Source organism: Streptomyces sp. YS-3 (assembly GCF_045257485.1).
Classification (GTDB): Bacteria; Actinomycetota; Actinomycetes; order Streptomycetales; family Streptomycetaceae; genus Streptomyces.
This window is the reverse complement of sequence record NZ_JBJHPC010000133.1, coordinates 1-14,064: the sequence shown is the minus strand read 5'-3', so window position 1 is coordinate 14,064 and position 14,064 is coordinate 1. Positions and strand designations below refer to the sequence as shown.

Annotated in this window: 12 protein-coding genes; 7 read left to right on the top strand and 5 right to left on the bottom strand. The window is 72.5% G+C overall.

Features of this window, described 5'->3' with window-relative positions; genetic code table 11:
* Positions 1-161: 161 nt before the first annotated feature.
* From ACJA3G_RS14105 to ACJA3G_RS14095, 3 genes are all read left to right on the top strand, one after another.
* Positions 162-635 carry an SLATT domain-containing protein gene (locus tag ACJA3G_RS14105; RefSeq protein WP_406553303.1) on the top strand — a complete coding sequence of 158 codons (474 nt, stop codon included), beginning with the start codon at positions 162-164 and terminating at the stop codon, positions 633-635.
* 71 nt (positions 636-706) lie between these two features.
* Positions 707-1,969, top strand: coding sequence for an SLC13 family permease (locus ACJA3G_RS14100; protein ID WP_406553302.1), 1,263 nt, complete (start codon positions 707-709; stop codon positions 1,967-1,969).
* Between the two features lie 6 nt (positions 1,970-1,975).
* The gene (locus tag ACJA3G_RS14095; protein WP_406553301.1) at positions 1,976-2,461 is read left to right on the top strand and encodes a universal stress protein; all 486 of its coding nucleotides are present in this window, start codon (positions 1,976-1,978) and stop codon (positions 2,459-2,461) included.
* Between the two features lie 18 nt (positions 2,462-2,479).
* Here the strand turns inward: ACJA3G_RS14095 and ACJA3G_RS14090 are convergent, their stop codons facing one another.
* Together ACJA3G_RS14090 and ACJA3G_RS14085 are read right to left on the bottom strand one after the other, a co-directional pair.
* Positions 2,480-4,786 (bottom strand): family 20 glycosylhydrolase, encoded by a 2,307-nt coding sequence (locus tag ACJA3G_RS14090; protein ID WP_406553300.1) that lies wholly within the window; start codon positions 4,784-4,786, stop codon positions 2,480-2,482.
* A gap of 162 nt (positions 4,787-4,948) precedes the next feature.
* Positions 4,949-5,536 carry a nucleosidase gene (locus ACJA3G_RS14085; RefSeq protein ID WP_406553299.1) on the bottom strand — a complete coding sequence of 196 codons (588 nt, stop codon included), beginning with the start codon at positions 5,534-5,536 and terminating at the stop codon, positions 4,949-4,951.
* A gap of 223 nt (positions 5,537-5,759) precedes the next feature.
* Here ACJA3G_RS14085 and ACJA3G_RS14080 point away from each other — a divergent pair, with 223 nt between their 5' ends.
* Positions 5,760-6,230 carry a Dps family protein gene (locus ACJA3G_RS14080; RefSeq protein WP_406553298.1) on the top strand — a complete coding sequence of 157 codons (471 nt, stop codon included), beginning with the start codon at positions 5,760-5,762 and terminating at the stop codon, positions 6,228-6,230.
* A gap of 23 nt (positions 6,231-6,253) precedes the next feature.
* Here ACJA3G_RS14080 and ACJA3G_RS14075 read toward each other — a convergent pair whose 3' ends face one another.
* Complete coding sequence (locus ACJA3G_RS14075) at positions 6,254-6,505, bottom strand: DUF6479 family protein (RefSeq protein WP_406553297.1); 252 nt, start codon at positions 6,503-6,505, stop codon at positions 6,254-6,256.
* A gap of 44 nt (positions 6,506-6,549) precedes the next feature.
* Complete coding sequence (locus ACJA3G_RS14070) at positions 6,550-7,503, bottom strand: LLM class F420-dependent oxidoreductase (protein ID WP_406553296.1); 954 nt, start codon at positions 7,501-7,503, stop codon at positions 6,550-6,552.
* Between the two features lie 171 nt (positions 7,504-7,674).
* On the opposite strand from ACJA3G_RS14070, the gene ACJA3G_RS14065 reads away from it, so the two are divergent.
* The 3 genes from ACJA3G_RS14065 (at position 7,675) to ACJA3G_RS14055 (ending at position 13,189) form a co-directional block, all read left to right on the top strand.
* Entirely contained in the window at positions 7,675-10,671 is a 2,997-nt protein-coding gene (locus ACJA3G_RS14065; RefSeq protein ID WP_406553295.1) for an FAD-binding and (Fe-S)-binding domain-containing protein, read from the top strand.
* Positions 10,672-10,703: 32 nt separating this feature from the next.
* Complete coding sequence (locus tag ACJA3G_RS14060) at positions 10,704-12,527, top strand: thiamine pyrophosphate-requiring protein (RefSeq protein WP_406553294.1); 1,824 nt, start codon at positions 10,704-10,706, stop codon at positions 12,525-12,527.
* 275 nt (positions 12,528-12,802) lie between these two features.
* Positions 12,803-13,189 (top strand): hypothetical protein, encoded by a 387-nt coding sequence (locus ACJA3G_RS14055; RefSeq protein ID WP_406553293.1) that lies wholly within the window; start codon positions 12,803-12,805, stop codon positions 13,187-13,189.
* Positions 13,190-13,305: 116 nt separating this feature from the next.
* On the opposite strand, the gene ACJA3G_RS14050 is transcribed toward ACJA3G_RS14055, so the two are convergent.
* The gene (locus tag ACJA3G_RS14050) at positions 13,306-13,980 is read right to left on the bottom strand and encodes an HAD family hydrolase (RefSeq protein WP_406553292.1); all 675 of its coding nucleotides are present in this window, start codon (positions 13,978-13,980) and stop codon (positions 13,306-13,308) included.
* Positions 13,981-14,064 lie beyond the last annotated feature (84 nt).

Sequence of the window (14,064 nt, the reverse complement as noted above, 5' to 3'; positions counted from 1 at the left end):
GCGGGACGCGGACCTGAGCGGTCGTACTCAGTTCCGTACTCAGATACCCACCGGATCAGCTCCCCGCGCGGTCCCCCTTCGACACCACCCCCGGCCGCTACCGGGAAACCCGTCAAGGAGATCGCGCCCCCGCGGCCGGGTAGCCGGGGGACCATGGGGACGTGCCGATACGCAGACGAACTCCATCGCAGCCCGCCCCGGTCGACGACCCCCTCCTGGAGCAGGCCCTCACCGATCTCCGCTGGTACGCCCGCACGCGCGACCGGGCCCGCCGCTGGCACTGGCTGACCGAGCTGAGCGCACTCCTCACCGGCGCCGCCACGGTCGTCGCGGCCGGCATCCAGGCACCCGCGGCGACCACCGCCACCCTGGCCGGACTCACCGTCTTCATCGGCGGGTTCCGCCAGGTGTTCAACCACACCGAGCGCCATGTGCTCGCCGCCGAGGCCTGGTCCAGGCTGCGGCTGGCGGTCCGGCGCTACCGGCTGGTCCCCGAGGCCGAGCGGGACGAGGAGTGCCGCCGAAGACTCCAGGAGGAGATCGAGGACGTGGCGACCACCGAGCTGCGGAACTGGGCGGCGGGCCGCCGCGGACTGCAGCCGGGGCCGCTGCCGGGTGGCGGCCTGACGCGGTGACGGTGCCGCGTCTGTTTCCATAGAGGCCGGTGTTTCCATAGAGGCCGGTCACCGGAGTTGTCTGCGAGGAGTTGGCCCTGAACATCTGGGGTGCTGAGGTTGTGTCGGCCGGGCTGCTGGTAGCGGTCCTGGTGTGTGCGGTGGTACGCCCGTGGGGCTGGCCCGAAGCGGTGGTGGCGGTCCCGGCCGCGGGGGTGGTCATCGCCTGCGGGGCGATCTCGTGGGGGCACGCGCAGGCCGAGGCCGTCCGGCTCGGCCCCGTCGTCGGGTTCCTGGCGGCGGTGCTCGTCCTCGCCCAGCTCTGCGACGACGAGGGCCTGTTCCAGGCCTGCGGGGCCTGGATGGCCCGCACCGCCGCCGGGAAACCCCGCCGCCTGCTCGCGCAGGTGTTCGTCGTCGCCTCGGTCATCACGGCGGTGCTCAGCCTGGACGCCACCGTGGTGCTGCTCACCCCGGTGGTCTTCGCCACCGCGGCGCGGCTCGGGGTGCGGCCCAAGCCCCATGTCTACGCCTGCACCCATCTGTCGAACACGGCGTCGCTGCTGCTGCCCGTCTCCAACCTCACCAACCTGCTCGCGTTCACCGCCAGCGGGCTGAGCTTCACCCGGTTCGCCGCGCTAATGACCCTGCCGTGGCTGGCGGCCATCGGGGTCGAGTACGTGGTGCTGCGGCGGTTCTTCGCCACCGACCTGGACGCCGGGGCGCCGGTCCGGACCGAGGGCGAGCCGCCCGCACTGCCCCTGTTCGCGCTGCTGACCGTGGTCGGCACACTGGCCGGTTTCGTCCTCACCTCGGCGGTCGGGATCGACCCGGCCTGGGCGGCGGCGGCCGGCGCGCTCGTCCTGGCGACCCGTGCCCTGGTGCGCCGCCGCACCACGCCCGCCGCGCTCGTCGGGGCCGCGGCGCTGCCGTTCCTCGCCTTCGTCCTCGCCCTGGGCATCGTGGTCCGCGCCGTCGTCGACAACGGCCTCGCCTCCGGCCTCGCCCATCTGGTCCCCGGCGGCACCGGCTTCCTCGCGCTGCTGGGCGTCGCCGCGCTGGCCGCCGTCCTGGCCAACGTCATCAACAACCTGCCCGCCGTCCTGGTCCTGCTGCCGCTGACCGCGCCGACCGGCCCCGGCGCGGTGCTCGCGGTGCTCCTCGGGGTGAACATCGGACCCAACCTCACCTACGCCGGGTCCCTGGCGACCCTGCTGTGGCGGCGCATCGTGCGGGAGCACGACAGCGACGTCGACCTGGGGGAGTTCACCCGGCTCGGCCTTCTCGTCGTGCCCCTCGCCCTGGCGCTCGCCGTACTGGCACTGTGGGGATCGCTGCACGCGTTCGGAGGCTGATGCACCATGACCGTCGTCGTCTGGATCACCGAGGGCTCCTGGCCCGCGTGCGTCGACGCCGCCCGCGCCCACACGGGCGACGGCGCCGACATCGTGCTGCTCCACGTCACCGGCCACGACGTCCCCGGTGTGGCCCACGGGGCCTTCGCCGGGCTCCTCGGTCGCGGCCACCGCGAGCGCGACCCCGGCACCCGGCTGGAGCACCTCGCGGACGTCTCCGCCCACGACCTCCTGGACGCCGCCGCCCACCGGCTCGGCCTCCCGTGCCGGCGCGAGGAGCGCACGGGACGCGTGGAACGGGAGGTCGTCGCCGCCGCCGAGGGCGCCGGCCTGCTCGTCTTCGCCCGCGACGGCGACCGCTCCCGGCTGGGGCCGAGGAGCCTGGGCCCCGCCTCCCGCTTCGTCCTCGACCACGCGCCCTGTCCCGTCCTGCTCGTCTGGCCCGAACCGGCCCCGGGGGTCACGACGCTCCCCCCGGAGCCGCCGGTGTGACGGGCCGGGCAGCACGGCTCAGCCGACCTGCCACTGCTGGTACGCCGAGCCGTCGGCCGCCCGCTGGGTGACCGGGGCGCCGTCGGCCGAGGACGCGGTGGTCAGCAGGAGCGCGCTGTTCATGTTGGCCACCGAATAGCGGCCCGAGCCGAGCGCGGTGAACCGCCAGCGCTGGCTGACGCGGCCGGCACAGGCGGTCTGGACGACGGCCGCACCCGCCGTGGTGGCGCCCCCGGCCACGTCCGCGCAGAGCCCGGAGGCCCCGTTCACCAGCGTGTAACCGCCGCCCCCGTCGGGGGTCAGCTGCCACCGCTGGTTGGCGCCGCCGTGCGGGGCCCAGGTGATCAGCTGGGTGCCGGACGTGGTGGAGCTCGCCGGGTCGTCGAGCGCCTGGCCGGCCGCGGTGAGGGTGTGCGTACCGCTCAGCTGGCCACCGTAGACCTCGAACTCGTAGAGCGAGTACCCGTACGAGGTGCCCCGCTGCGTGGCGTACAGGCGGATGTACCGCCCGGAGCCGGAGAGACCGGTGAGGTCCTGGACGCCGCCGCTGCCGCCGGTGGTGGAGTAGAGCGTGCGCCAGGCCGCGGCGTCGTCGGAGACCTGGATCTGGAAAACCCTGCCGTACGCCGCCTCCCAGCGCAGCACCACACGGCTGACGCTCTGGGTGGAGCCCAGGTCCACCTGGAGCCACTGCGGGTCGCTGTAGGCGCTGGACCAGCGGGTGGCGGGATCGCCGTCGGTGGCCGAGGCGGGCGGGAAGTTCGCCGTCTCGGTGCTGGAGGCGGTGGTGGGGCGGTTGCGGGCGAGGTTGCCGGGCTGGGAGAGGCCCGGCCAGGCGGGGTTGTGGCCGACGGCGGCGACGATCGGGGTGAACGCGGCGTAGGAGGCCACCGGCTTGGGGGAGCCCCAGGTCTGCTGGGCGAGAGCGCGCAGCGGATACATGATGCCGCCCGCGATCTGGTCCTCCGTCTCCGCGCCGGGGTTGTCGCACCACACATGGATCAGCGAGCCGGGATTGCGGGTGGGGTCACCCAGGGTGGTGCCGCCCTGGAAGAGGTCCGGGGTCCACGTCTCGTACATCCACCTGGTGTCGGGTTTGGCGCCGCCGAGGACGTAGTAGGTGGGTGTCCAGGACTCGTTGGCCACGGTGTGCCCGGCCGCCGCCAACTGCTGGGGGGTGAGGCCGTAGTTGTACCAGTACTCGACGACGATGTCCGCGTTCGGGGTGACGGTGCCGTCGCCGGACTTGATGCCGTCGTTCCACATCCGGGTGGTCTTCCCGCCCGCGCGCACCAGAGCGTCGGCCCAGTTGACGTATCCGTAGTAGGTGTCCTTGGCGGTGGCGCCCGCCCCGTAGTGGGCGCGGGCGTAGCTGAGGAGCTGGGGGTAGCTGCCGTAGTCGGTGACGTACTCGTCCGCGCCGATGTGCCAGTAGCGGGCGGGGAAGAGCGGCAGGTACTCGTTCACCAGGTCCTTGATCAGGGTGTACGAGCCGGGCAGCGAGAGGTCGATGAACCCGGCGTCGGCCGTGCCGGAGCTGTTCTTGAGCCTGAGCTCGGGATGGGCGGCCAGGATCGCGTTCATGTGCCCGGGGGTGTCGATCTCCGGGACGATGGTGACGTGGTACCTCTGCCCCAGCGCCACCAGGTCCGCGATGTCCTGCTTGGTGTAGTGGTCGGCGGAGACGATCTCCGGATGGGTGGAGCTCTCCAGCCGGAAGCCGAAGGTGTCCGACAGGTGGAAGTGGAAGTAGTTGAGCTTGAGGTAGGCCAGCTCCTTGATGTGCTGCGCGACCCAGGCGACGGTGAAGAACTTCCGGCCCTGGTCGATCATGAGCCCGCGCTCGGGCTTGGTGGGCCAGTCGACCGCTGTCCCGGCGGGCACCGAGGGGGACTGGTGCAGGAGTTGCAGGAGCGTACGGGTGCCGTAGAAGGCGCCGGTGTCGGTCCCGGCCCGGATGGCGACGGTCTCGCCGACGGTCATCCGGTAGCCCTCGGCGGGCAGTGTGGTGTCGCCGAGCGTGAGGGCGATGTCGCCGGGGGCGGGGGCGCCGGTGAAGACGGTGACCGTCCGCCCGGTCTGGGCGGCCAGGTCGTCCGCCAACGTGGCCGCCTCGTCGCCGAGTTGGGCGGAGTGGGCGGGGTCGACGGCGATCCGGCCGGCGGCGGTGAAGGTGTACGAGCCGGAGCCGGCCGTCCACTGCCGCAGCGCCGGAACGGTCTGCGGGGGAGCGGCGGCGGCCCGTGCCGGAGCGGCGGTGACGCCAGGCAGGGTGAGTGCGGCCAGCGCGCAGACCGCGGCGATCAGGAATCTGAGCAGTCGCATGGCGTGTCCCCGGTCGGGTGAGGGGCAGGGAGCGGTGCGAGGCAGATGGCGCGGCGCACCAGTGCAGCGCAGCGACGCGCACATGTCAATAGATGCTCGAAACCCCGCCGTAGTGAGCGCGATCGCGCAGGCGGGGTCGGTGGGGGGAGACGGGGACGGTGCTCAGGCGGCGTACTCCGGGATGTTCACCCGCGCCCAGGCGGCGAGAACGGCAGCGCACTCCGCCACCGACTCGCGCCACGTCCTGGCCGCGCCCTCGCCCGCCTCGTCGCTGACGTGCTTGACCATCTGCAGGGGCAGCCCGGCGTGCTGGGCGACCGAGGCCAGGGCGTAGCCCTCCATGTCGACGAGGTGGGCGCGCAGCGCCAGCCGGGCGCGCGACTCCTCGTCCGCGATGAAGGTGTCACCGGTCGCCAGCGTCGGACCGCCCTCGCCGGACACCTCCAGCGGCGGGCCGTACATCTCACCGGTCAGCGCCGCCAGTACGTCACTGTCCAGGTCGTGCTGGAGCACCGAGCCTATGACGTGGGTGCCCGTCCACCCCGGGCGCAGCGCCCCCGCGGTGCCCAGATTGACGATGCGGGAGGGGTGCGGGCCGCGGGCCAGGACGGTCGCCAGCGCGCTCGCCGCGTTCACCTTGCCCATACCGGTGAGGAGGACGGGCAGATCCGTGTCGAGGAATTGCGCCTCTTCCTTGACGGCCAGCACGAGCAGCGGGCGGTCGGTGGCGATGTGTCCTGAGAGCTCCATGGGGACCAGGGTATTTCCGTACGCTCCGTGCCGCGGCGCCGGGGGCTGGTGTGCGCGGGTGGGTGTGCGCGGCTGGGCCGGGAGGTGTGCCGCCGGGGTGTGCGGGCGGCCCGTGCCCGGTTTGATCCTCGCGTTTCAAGGAAGGCGCAGCGATGGGACGGCACAACAGGCCTCCCGCACGCCTCCCGCACACCGGGACAGTATTCGAGGAATGGAGAACGCCATGGCTGCCGTGAAGAGCTCGCTGCCGGATGCCGACCTGAAGGTCGTGGGGAACGCACTGCAGGGCGCCCTGGTGGATCTGGTGGATCTGTCGCTGGCGGCCAAGCAGGTGCACTGGAACGTGGTGGGCCCGCGCTTCCGCTCGGTCCACCTCCAGCTCGACGACGTCGTCACCACGGCGCGCACGCACTCCGACATCGTGGCCGAGCGCGCCTCCGCACTCGGCATCGCCCCTGACGGACGGGCCGCCACCGTATCGGAGACCTCCGCGATCGGCACCGTCCCGGAGGGCTGGATCAAGGACAACGAGGCCGTGCAGGTGCTGGTGGAGGCCCTCGGCCGGGTGGTCGAGCGCATGCGCGAGCGGATCGCCGCGACCGAGAAGCCGGACCCGGTCACCCAGGACCTGCTCATCTCGCTGACCGGCGAGCTGGAGAAGCACGCCTGGATGTTCCAGGCGGAGAACGCCTGACACCCGGCGCCCTCCCCGGGCCGCTAGATGTGGTGGTCGTGCTCCGGGGCGTCCGGTCCCTGCGGATGCCCCGGAGGCGCCTCGGCGTCCGGCGTCTGCCAGGAGTCCGCGCGCGGCTGGGGCTCCTGCGAAGGCGCCGGGCGTCGCGCTGCCCGGCGGCTGCCGTACCAGAACGCCGCGATCAGTACGGCCACGACGAGGACGCCCACGATCACGAACAGCCAGGACGACGAGGTGTCGGCGGCGAGGGTCTGGGCGAGCGTGACGGTGTTCATGAGTGGCTCCTCAACGTGCTGGGCGGTCCCGGGCGGGCGGCGTTTCAGGCCAGCTGGGGCAGGACCTTGGTGCGGTAGAAGTCGAAGAAGCCGCGCTGCTCCTTGCCGATCTGGTTGACGTACACGGTGTCGAACCCGGCGTCGGCGTACTCGCGCAGCGCGGCGATGTGCTGATCCACGTCGTTTCCGCAGGTCACATTGGCTGCGACCCGCTCGGGCGTCACCAGTTCGGAGGCCTGCTCGAAGTGGCGCGGCGTCGGCAGCACCTGGGGCAGCTCGCCCGGCAGCTGCTCATTGGCCCACAGCCGGTGGGCCTCGCGGACCGCGTCCTCGCGGTCGGGTCCCCAGCACACCTTCAGTCCGGCGGCCACCGGCTTGCCGCCGCCTCCACTGCGGCGGAAGCGTCCGATCAGCGCCGCGTCCGGTGCCATGGCGACCAGGCCGTCCCCGGCGCGGCCCGCCAGCTCCCCGGCCCGTGGGCCGAAGGCGGACACGTCGATGGGCACGGGCTCGTCCGGGACGGTGTACAGCCGGGCGTTCTCCACGGTGTAGTGCTTGCCCCGATGGCTGACCTGGTCACCCGTGAACAGCAGACGCATCACCTGGATGGCCTCCTCCAGCATCTCCAGGCGTACTGGGGCCTCCGGCCAGGCGTCACCGAGGATGTGCTCGTTGAGGGCCTCGCCCGTTCCCACCCCGAGCCGGAAGCGGCCACCGAGCTGTACGGCGCTGGTGGCGGCGGCCTGCGCCACGACCGCCGGGTGCATACGGACGGTCGGGCACGTCACCGCGGTCCCGACCGGCAGGGACACGGCCTGCGACAGCGCCCCCACCACCGACCAGACGAACGGGGACTGGCCCTGGCTGTCGTTCCAGGGGTGGTAGTGGTCGGATATCCACAGTGAGGTGAATCCCGCCTGCTCGGCCATCCGGGCCTGCTCGACCAGCTCGGCGGGCGTGTGCTCCTCGCTCGACAGAAAGTAGCCGTACTCGGTCATGGCCGCTCCTTCGGACGGGCTCGTGCACGCCGGGTGACCGGTGGGCGCGAAAGAAAACATCGCCCGGGCGCCCGTGTGAGGTGTTCTCGCGGGGGTACCGGGCCAACGCGCCCGGTCGGGCCACGGTGACCGGGCCGGTGCCGAAGAGGTGTCGATCGGAGAGGGTGTGCCATGGGCGCGACCGGCGGGACGGCTCCACGCGACGGCGAGCGGCGGGAGCGCCCCTCGCTGGAGCAGGCGCTGCGCGACCGGGTGGACGGCGAGGTGCGCTTCGACGCGGGCAGCCGTGCGGCCTACGCCACCGACGGCTCGAACTACCGCCAGGTCCCGATCGGCGTCGTGGTGCCCCGCACCGTCGAGGCCGCCGTCGAGGCGATCACCGTGTGCCGGGAGTACGACGCCCCGGTGCTCTCGCGCGGCGGCGGCACCAGCCTGGGCGGCCAGTGCACCAACACCGCCGTCGTCCTCGACTGGACCAAGTACTGCCACCGGCTCATCTCCGTGGACCCCCGGCAGCGTACGTGCGTGGTCGAGCCCGGGATCGTCCTGGACGAGCTCAACCGCCAACTGGCGTCCCACAAGCTGAAGTTCGGGCCCAAGCCGTCCACGCACAACCACTGCTCGCTCGGCGGCATGATCGGCAACAACTCGTGCGGCGCGTCGGCCCAGGCGTACGGGAAGACCGTCGACAACGTACGGCGCCTGGAGGTCGTCACCTACGACGGCACCCGGATGTGGGTGGGGCCGACCACGGACGCCGAGTTCGAGGAGATCGTGGCTGCGGGCGGGCGCCGGGCCGAGCTGTACACGGGGCTGCGCGAGATCATCGGGCGGTATCTCGGCGAAGTGCGGCGCGGCTATCCGCGCATCCCGCGCCGGGTGTCCGGCTACAACCTGGACTCGCTGCTCCCGGAGAACGGCTTCGATGTCGCCCGCGCCCTGGTCGGCAGCGAGAACACGCTGGTCACCGTGGTGCGGGCGGAGCTGGAGCTGGTGCCGGTGCCGGCCCGTGAGTCGATGCTGGTGCTCGGCTACGACGACATCTGCGCGGCGGCGGACGACGTCCCCCGGCTGCTGGCCCACAGCGAGCCCACCCAGCTGGAGGCGATGGACGACCGCATGGCCCAGCTCATGCGTGAGGAACGTGCCCACGTCGAATCGCTGGAGAGCTTCCCGGCGGGCAGCAGCTGGCTGCTCGTGCAGTTCGCCGGAGACACCCAGGACGAGGTGGACACCAAGGCGTACGACCTGCTGCGGGCGCTGGGGCGGGACGCCGGGGACGAGTCCGTCACCTTCTCCGACGACCCGGCACGGGAACAGGAGATGCTGAAGGCGCGCGAAGCCGGGCTGGGGGTCACCGCCCGCCCGCCGGACGAGCGCGAGACGTGGGAGGGCTGGGAGGACTCGGCAGTGCCGCCGGACCGGCTCGGCGACTATCTGCGCGACCTGAAGGAGCTGTTCCAGAAGTTCGACTACGACCATCCGTCGGTGTACGGGCACTTCGGCCAGGGCTGCGTCCACACCCGTATCCCCTTCGGCCTGAAGACCGCCGAGGGGGTCGCGCGGTTCCGCGCGTTCCTCTTCGAGGCCGCGGAGCTGGTGAGCTCCTACGGCGGGTCGCTCTCGGGGGAACACGGCGACGGCCAGGCCCGCGCCGAACTCCTCCCGGTGATGTTCGGGGACACCCTGGTCACCGCGATGTCCGAGGTCAAGGCGCTCTTCGACCCGGGCAACCGGATGAACCCCGGCAAGGTCGTCTCACCCGGGTCCGCAGGGCCCCACCGCGTCGACGAGAACCTGCGGCTCGGCCCGCGCTGGCGCCCCGCCTCCACCCGCGCCCGCTTCGGCTACCGGGAGGACGACGGCTCCTTCACCCGGGCCGTGCTGCGCTGCGTCGGCATCGGCAACTGCCGCACCCACTCCGGCGGCGTGATGTGCCCCTCCTACCGGGCGACCGGCGAGGAGGAGCACTCCACGCGCGGCCGGTCCCGGCTGCTCTTCGAGATGCTCGGCGGACACACCGACTCGCCGGTGACCGACGGCTGGCGCTCCACCGCCGTACGCGACGCCCTCGACCTCTGTCTGGCCTGCAAGGGCTGCAAGTCCGACTGCCCCACCGGCGTCGACATGGCCACCTACAAGGCCGAGTTCCTCTCCCACCACTACGCCGGCCGGCTGCGCCCCGCCGCGCACTACGCGCTGGGCTGGCTGCCGCTGTGGGCCCGGCTCTCCCGGGTCGGCCCCCGGGCGGTCAACGCGGCGCTCCGGGCGCCCGTGCTGGCCCGGGCCGGCAAACGGCTGGCCGGGGTGGCGCCCGAGCGCGAGGCACCCGTCTTCGCGGAGCAGTCGTTCCTCCAGTGGTGGCAGGCCCGCTCCACCGCCGAGCCCGTTCCGGGCGACCCGAAGGCGGTGGTGCTGTGGCCGGACACCTTCAGCACGTACTTCCACCCGGCCGTCGCCCGGTCGGCCGTGAAGGTCCTGGAGGACGCCGGCTTCCGTGTCGCGGTGCCGAGCCGCCCGGTGTGCTGCGGTCTCACCTGGATCTCCACCGGTCAGCTCGGCGTGGCCAAGAAGGTGCTGCGCCGCAGCGTCCGCGTCCTGCGGCCCTGGATCGAGGCGGGCACCCCGGTCATCGGCCTGGAGCCCTCGTGCACCGCGGTCTTCCGCGCCGACGCGCCCGACCTGCTCCCGGACGACGAGGACGTACGACGGCTCGCGGGCCGGTTCCGTACCTTCTCCGAGCAGTTGGTCAACCACGCGCCCGACGACTGGCGCCCGCCCACCGTGAGCCGGGCCGCCACCGTGCAGACCCACTGCCACCAGCACGCGGTGCTCAAGGACGACGCCGACCGGGAGCTGATGCGCCGGGCCGGCCTCGACGCCGATGTGCTGGACGCCGGCTGCTGCGGGCTGGCCGGGAACTTCGGCTTCGAGCGCGGCCACTACGAGCTGTCCATGAAGATCGGCGAGCAGGGTGTACTGCCCGCCGTACGCGACACCGCGCCCGGCGCGCTGGTGCTCGCCGACGGCTTCAGCTGCCGCACCCAGATCGAACAGGGCCGCACCGACCGCCGCGCGCTCCACCTCGCCGAGGCGCTCGCCCTCGGCCTGGACGGCCCGCTCCCCGCCGACCACCCCGAACGGGCCGCCGACCGCCCGTCGACCTGAGCTCCCGTCTCTCCCTCCCGAAAGGTCATCCCATGTCGATGAAAGTCTCCGACTACGTGCTGGAACGGCTGCGGCAGTGGGAGGTCGAGCACGTCTTCGCCTACGCGGGCGACGGCATCAACGGCCTGCTCGCCGCATGGGGCCGGGCCGACGACAAGCCCCGGTTCATCCAGGCGCGGCACGAGGAGATGGCCGCCTTCGAGGCGGTGGGCTACGCCAAGTTCTCCGGGAAGGTGGGGGTGTGCGCGGCCACCTCCGGTCCCGGCGCGATCCACCTGCTCAACGGGCTCTACGACGCCAAGCTCGACCATGTGCCGATCGTGGCGATCGTCGGGCAGACCAACCGCAGCGCCATGGGCGGCTCCTACCAGCAGGAGGTCGACCTGCTGAGCCTGTACAAGGACGTGGCGTCCGAGTACTGCGAGATGGTCACCGTCCCCGAACAGCTGCCCAACGTCATCGACCGGGCGATGCGCACCGCCGCGGCCCGGCGGACCGTGACCGCCGTGATCATCCCGGCGGATGTGCAGGAGCTGGACTACGAACCGCCCGGCCACGCCTTCAAGATGGTGCCCTCCAGCCTCGGCGCGGCCCACTACGCCCCGGTGCCGGTGGACGACGAGATCGCCAGGGCCGCCGAGGTGCTGAACGCGGGGGAGAAGGTGGCGGTGCTGATCGGGCAGGGCGCGCGGGGCGCCCGCGCCGAGATCGAGCAGCTCGCGGACCTGCTGGGCGCTGGCGTCGCCAAGGCGCTCCTCGGCAAGGACGCGCTCCCCGACGACCTGCCGTATGTCACCGGCGCCATCGGACTGCTGGGCACCCGGCCCTCGTACGAGCTCATGCAGGACTGCGACACCCTGCTCGTGGTGGGTTCCAGCTTCCCGTACACCCAGTTCCTGCCGGAGTTCGGCCAGGCGCGGGCGGTGCAGATCGACATCGACCCGTTCATGGTCGGACTGCGCTATCCGTTCGAGGTCAACCTCGTCGGTGACGCCCGCGAGACGCTGACGCGGCTGCTGCCCCGGCTCAAGCGCAAGAAGCATGACAAGTGGCGCAAGAAGATCGAGAAGGACACCGCCCGCTGGTGGGAGGTGATGGAGCGGCGCGCGGCGGTCGACGCCGACCCGATCAACCCCGAGTACGTGGTGCACGCGCTCGACGCGCTGCTGCCCGACGACGTGATCCTCGCCGCGGACTCCGGCTCGGCCGCCAACTGGTACGCCCGGCATCTGCGGATGCGCGGCACGATGCGCGGTTCGCTCTCCGGCACGCTGGCCACGATGGGGCCCGGTGTCCCGTATGTGATCGGCGCCAAGTTCGCCCACCCGGGCCGCCCGGCCCTCGCGATCGTCGGTGACGGGGCCATGCAGATGAACGGCCTCGCGGAGCTGATCACCGTCTCGAAGTACTGGCAGGAGTGGGAGGACCCGCGCCTGGTCGTCGCCGTGCTCAACAACCAGGACCTCAACCAGGTCACCTGGGAGATGCGGGCCATGTCCGGCGCCCCGCAGTTCCTGCCGTCGCAGCAGCTGCCCGACGTGCCGTACGCGGACTTCGCGCGCTCGATCGGACTCGACGGCGTACGGGTGGAGAAGCCCGAGGAGGTCGAGGGCGCCTGGCGGCGGGCGCTGGCCGCGGACCGGCCCTGCGTCGTGGAGTTCCGTACCGACCCGGCCGTGCCGCCGATCCCGCCGCACGCCTCGCTGGACCAGATCGAGGCCGCCGCCGCGTCGATCGTCAAGGGCGACAGCGACCGGGTCGGCATGATCCGGCAGGGGCTGAAGGCGAAGGTGCAGGAGATGCTGCCGGGCGGCAAGCACCGGGAGGACCGGCCGGGTGCGGGCCAGGGCTCCTGACCCGGTCCTGCCGGACGCCGTGGAACGGCCGCCGTTGAACAGGCGGCGGCCGGGCAAGGCGGGCAGAGTGGCAGCGGCGGGTTCCGGCGCCCGGGCGCGGGCAACCTGCCGGGTGACGGACACCGTGATCGACACCTGAGCGGCCCGCGGTGACCGGAAAGTGCCCGCGCCGACCGGCACAGTCCGTCCGTGACCGCAGCAGACCCGACGTGAACCAAGCAGACCCGACGTGAACCAAGCAGTCTCGAAGTGAACGAAGCAGGAGGAGTTCTCCCATGAAGCCCACCGCCGCATCCCAGGCGCCGCCGGAACAGCGCGTAGAGGTGGTGCTCAGCGCGTGTTCGGCGGCCGACGCCGAGACGGTGCTGGGCGCGCTGCGCCGGCACTTCTCGACCGACACCGCCGGCGGCACCATCCACGGCCCCACGACCCCCGACCCGGCGCGCCCCACCGTGTGGACCGCCACCTTCGACACCTCCCAGGTGGCGGAGGACGTCAGCCCGGCCGAACTGGGCGACGCGGTGACCGTCGACGTCCAGGGCGGCCCCGTCGCGGTCGCCCGCCTCCGCGACGTCCTGCACCGGACCTTCGAGGTGGAGGACGCCGGAGCGGCCTCGGGCGACCAGGAAGTGGATCTCCAGCTGAAGCTCCGGGGGCGGTAGGCCCTCCGGAACCCACGGCGGAAGCGGCGGAGCCCCGGGCTCCGCCGCTTCCGCCGTTCCGCGGCCCGCTCAGGGCCTGCTGCGAGAAGTCCCGCCCGCAACCGCAACCACACGCCCTAGCCGCGTCGTTCGAGCTCCGCCACCGGGCTGTCGTCGAGCGCGGCCAGCAGCTCCGCCGGGTCGCCGTAGACGGCCTGAGCGCCCGCCTCCTCCAGATCGCCGCGCGGGATGCCGCCCGCCAGCACCGCCACGGGGCGCACCCCGGCCTTGACCGCCGCCTTCATGTCCCAGACCGTGTCGCCGACGAACACCGAGGAGGAGGCGTCCGCGCCGACCAGCTCCAGCGCGTGGTGGACTGGGTCGGGGGCCGGTTTCCCGGAGGCGACGTCGTCCGCGCTGGCCACCCCGGCGATCACGTCGCCCGCGTCGATGGCCTTGCGCAGCGCGCCGAGTTCGGCGCCGCCCGCCGAGGTGGCGAGGACCACCCGCCAGCCCCGCCGGTCCAGGGTCCGCAGGAGGCCGGCGGCGCCCGCGATCGGGGCCAGCCGCTCGAAGTAGGTGGCGTACAGGGCGGTGTGCGCGGAACTGAGCTCGGAGTCCTGGTCCTTGTCGCGGTCCTCGCCCAGCAGATGGGCGATCAGGTCCTCCGAGGGCAGTCCGATCGCCCGGTGCACGGCATGGGTCGCCACCTGGTGCCCTGCCTGGCGGAACGCCTCCCACCAGCACACCACATGCAGGTGATTGGTATCGACGAGCGTCCCGTCGACATCGAAGATCGCCGCGCGTGTCATTCCGGCTGCCTTTCGCCTCGCTCTGCCTTGATCCGACCGTACGGGGTGGGGGCGTCAGCCGCCCCCGCGGCGCGCCCCCGCCCA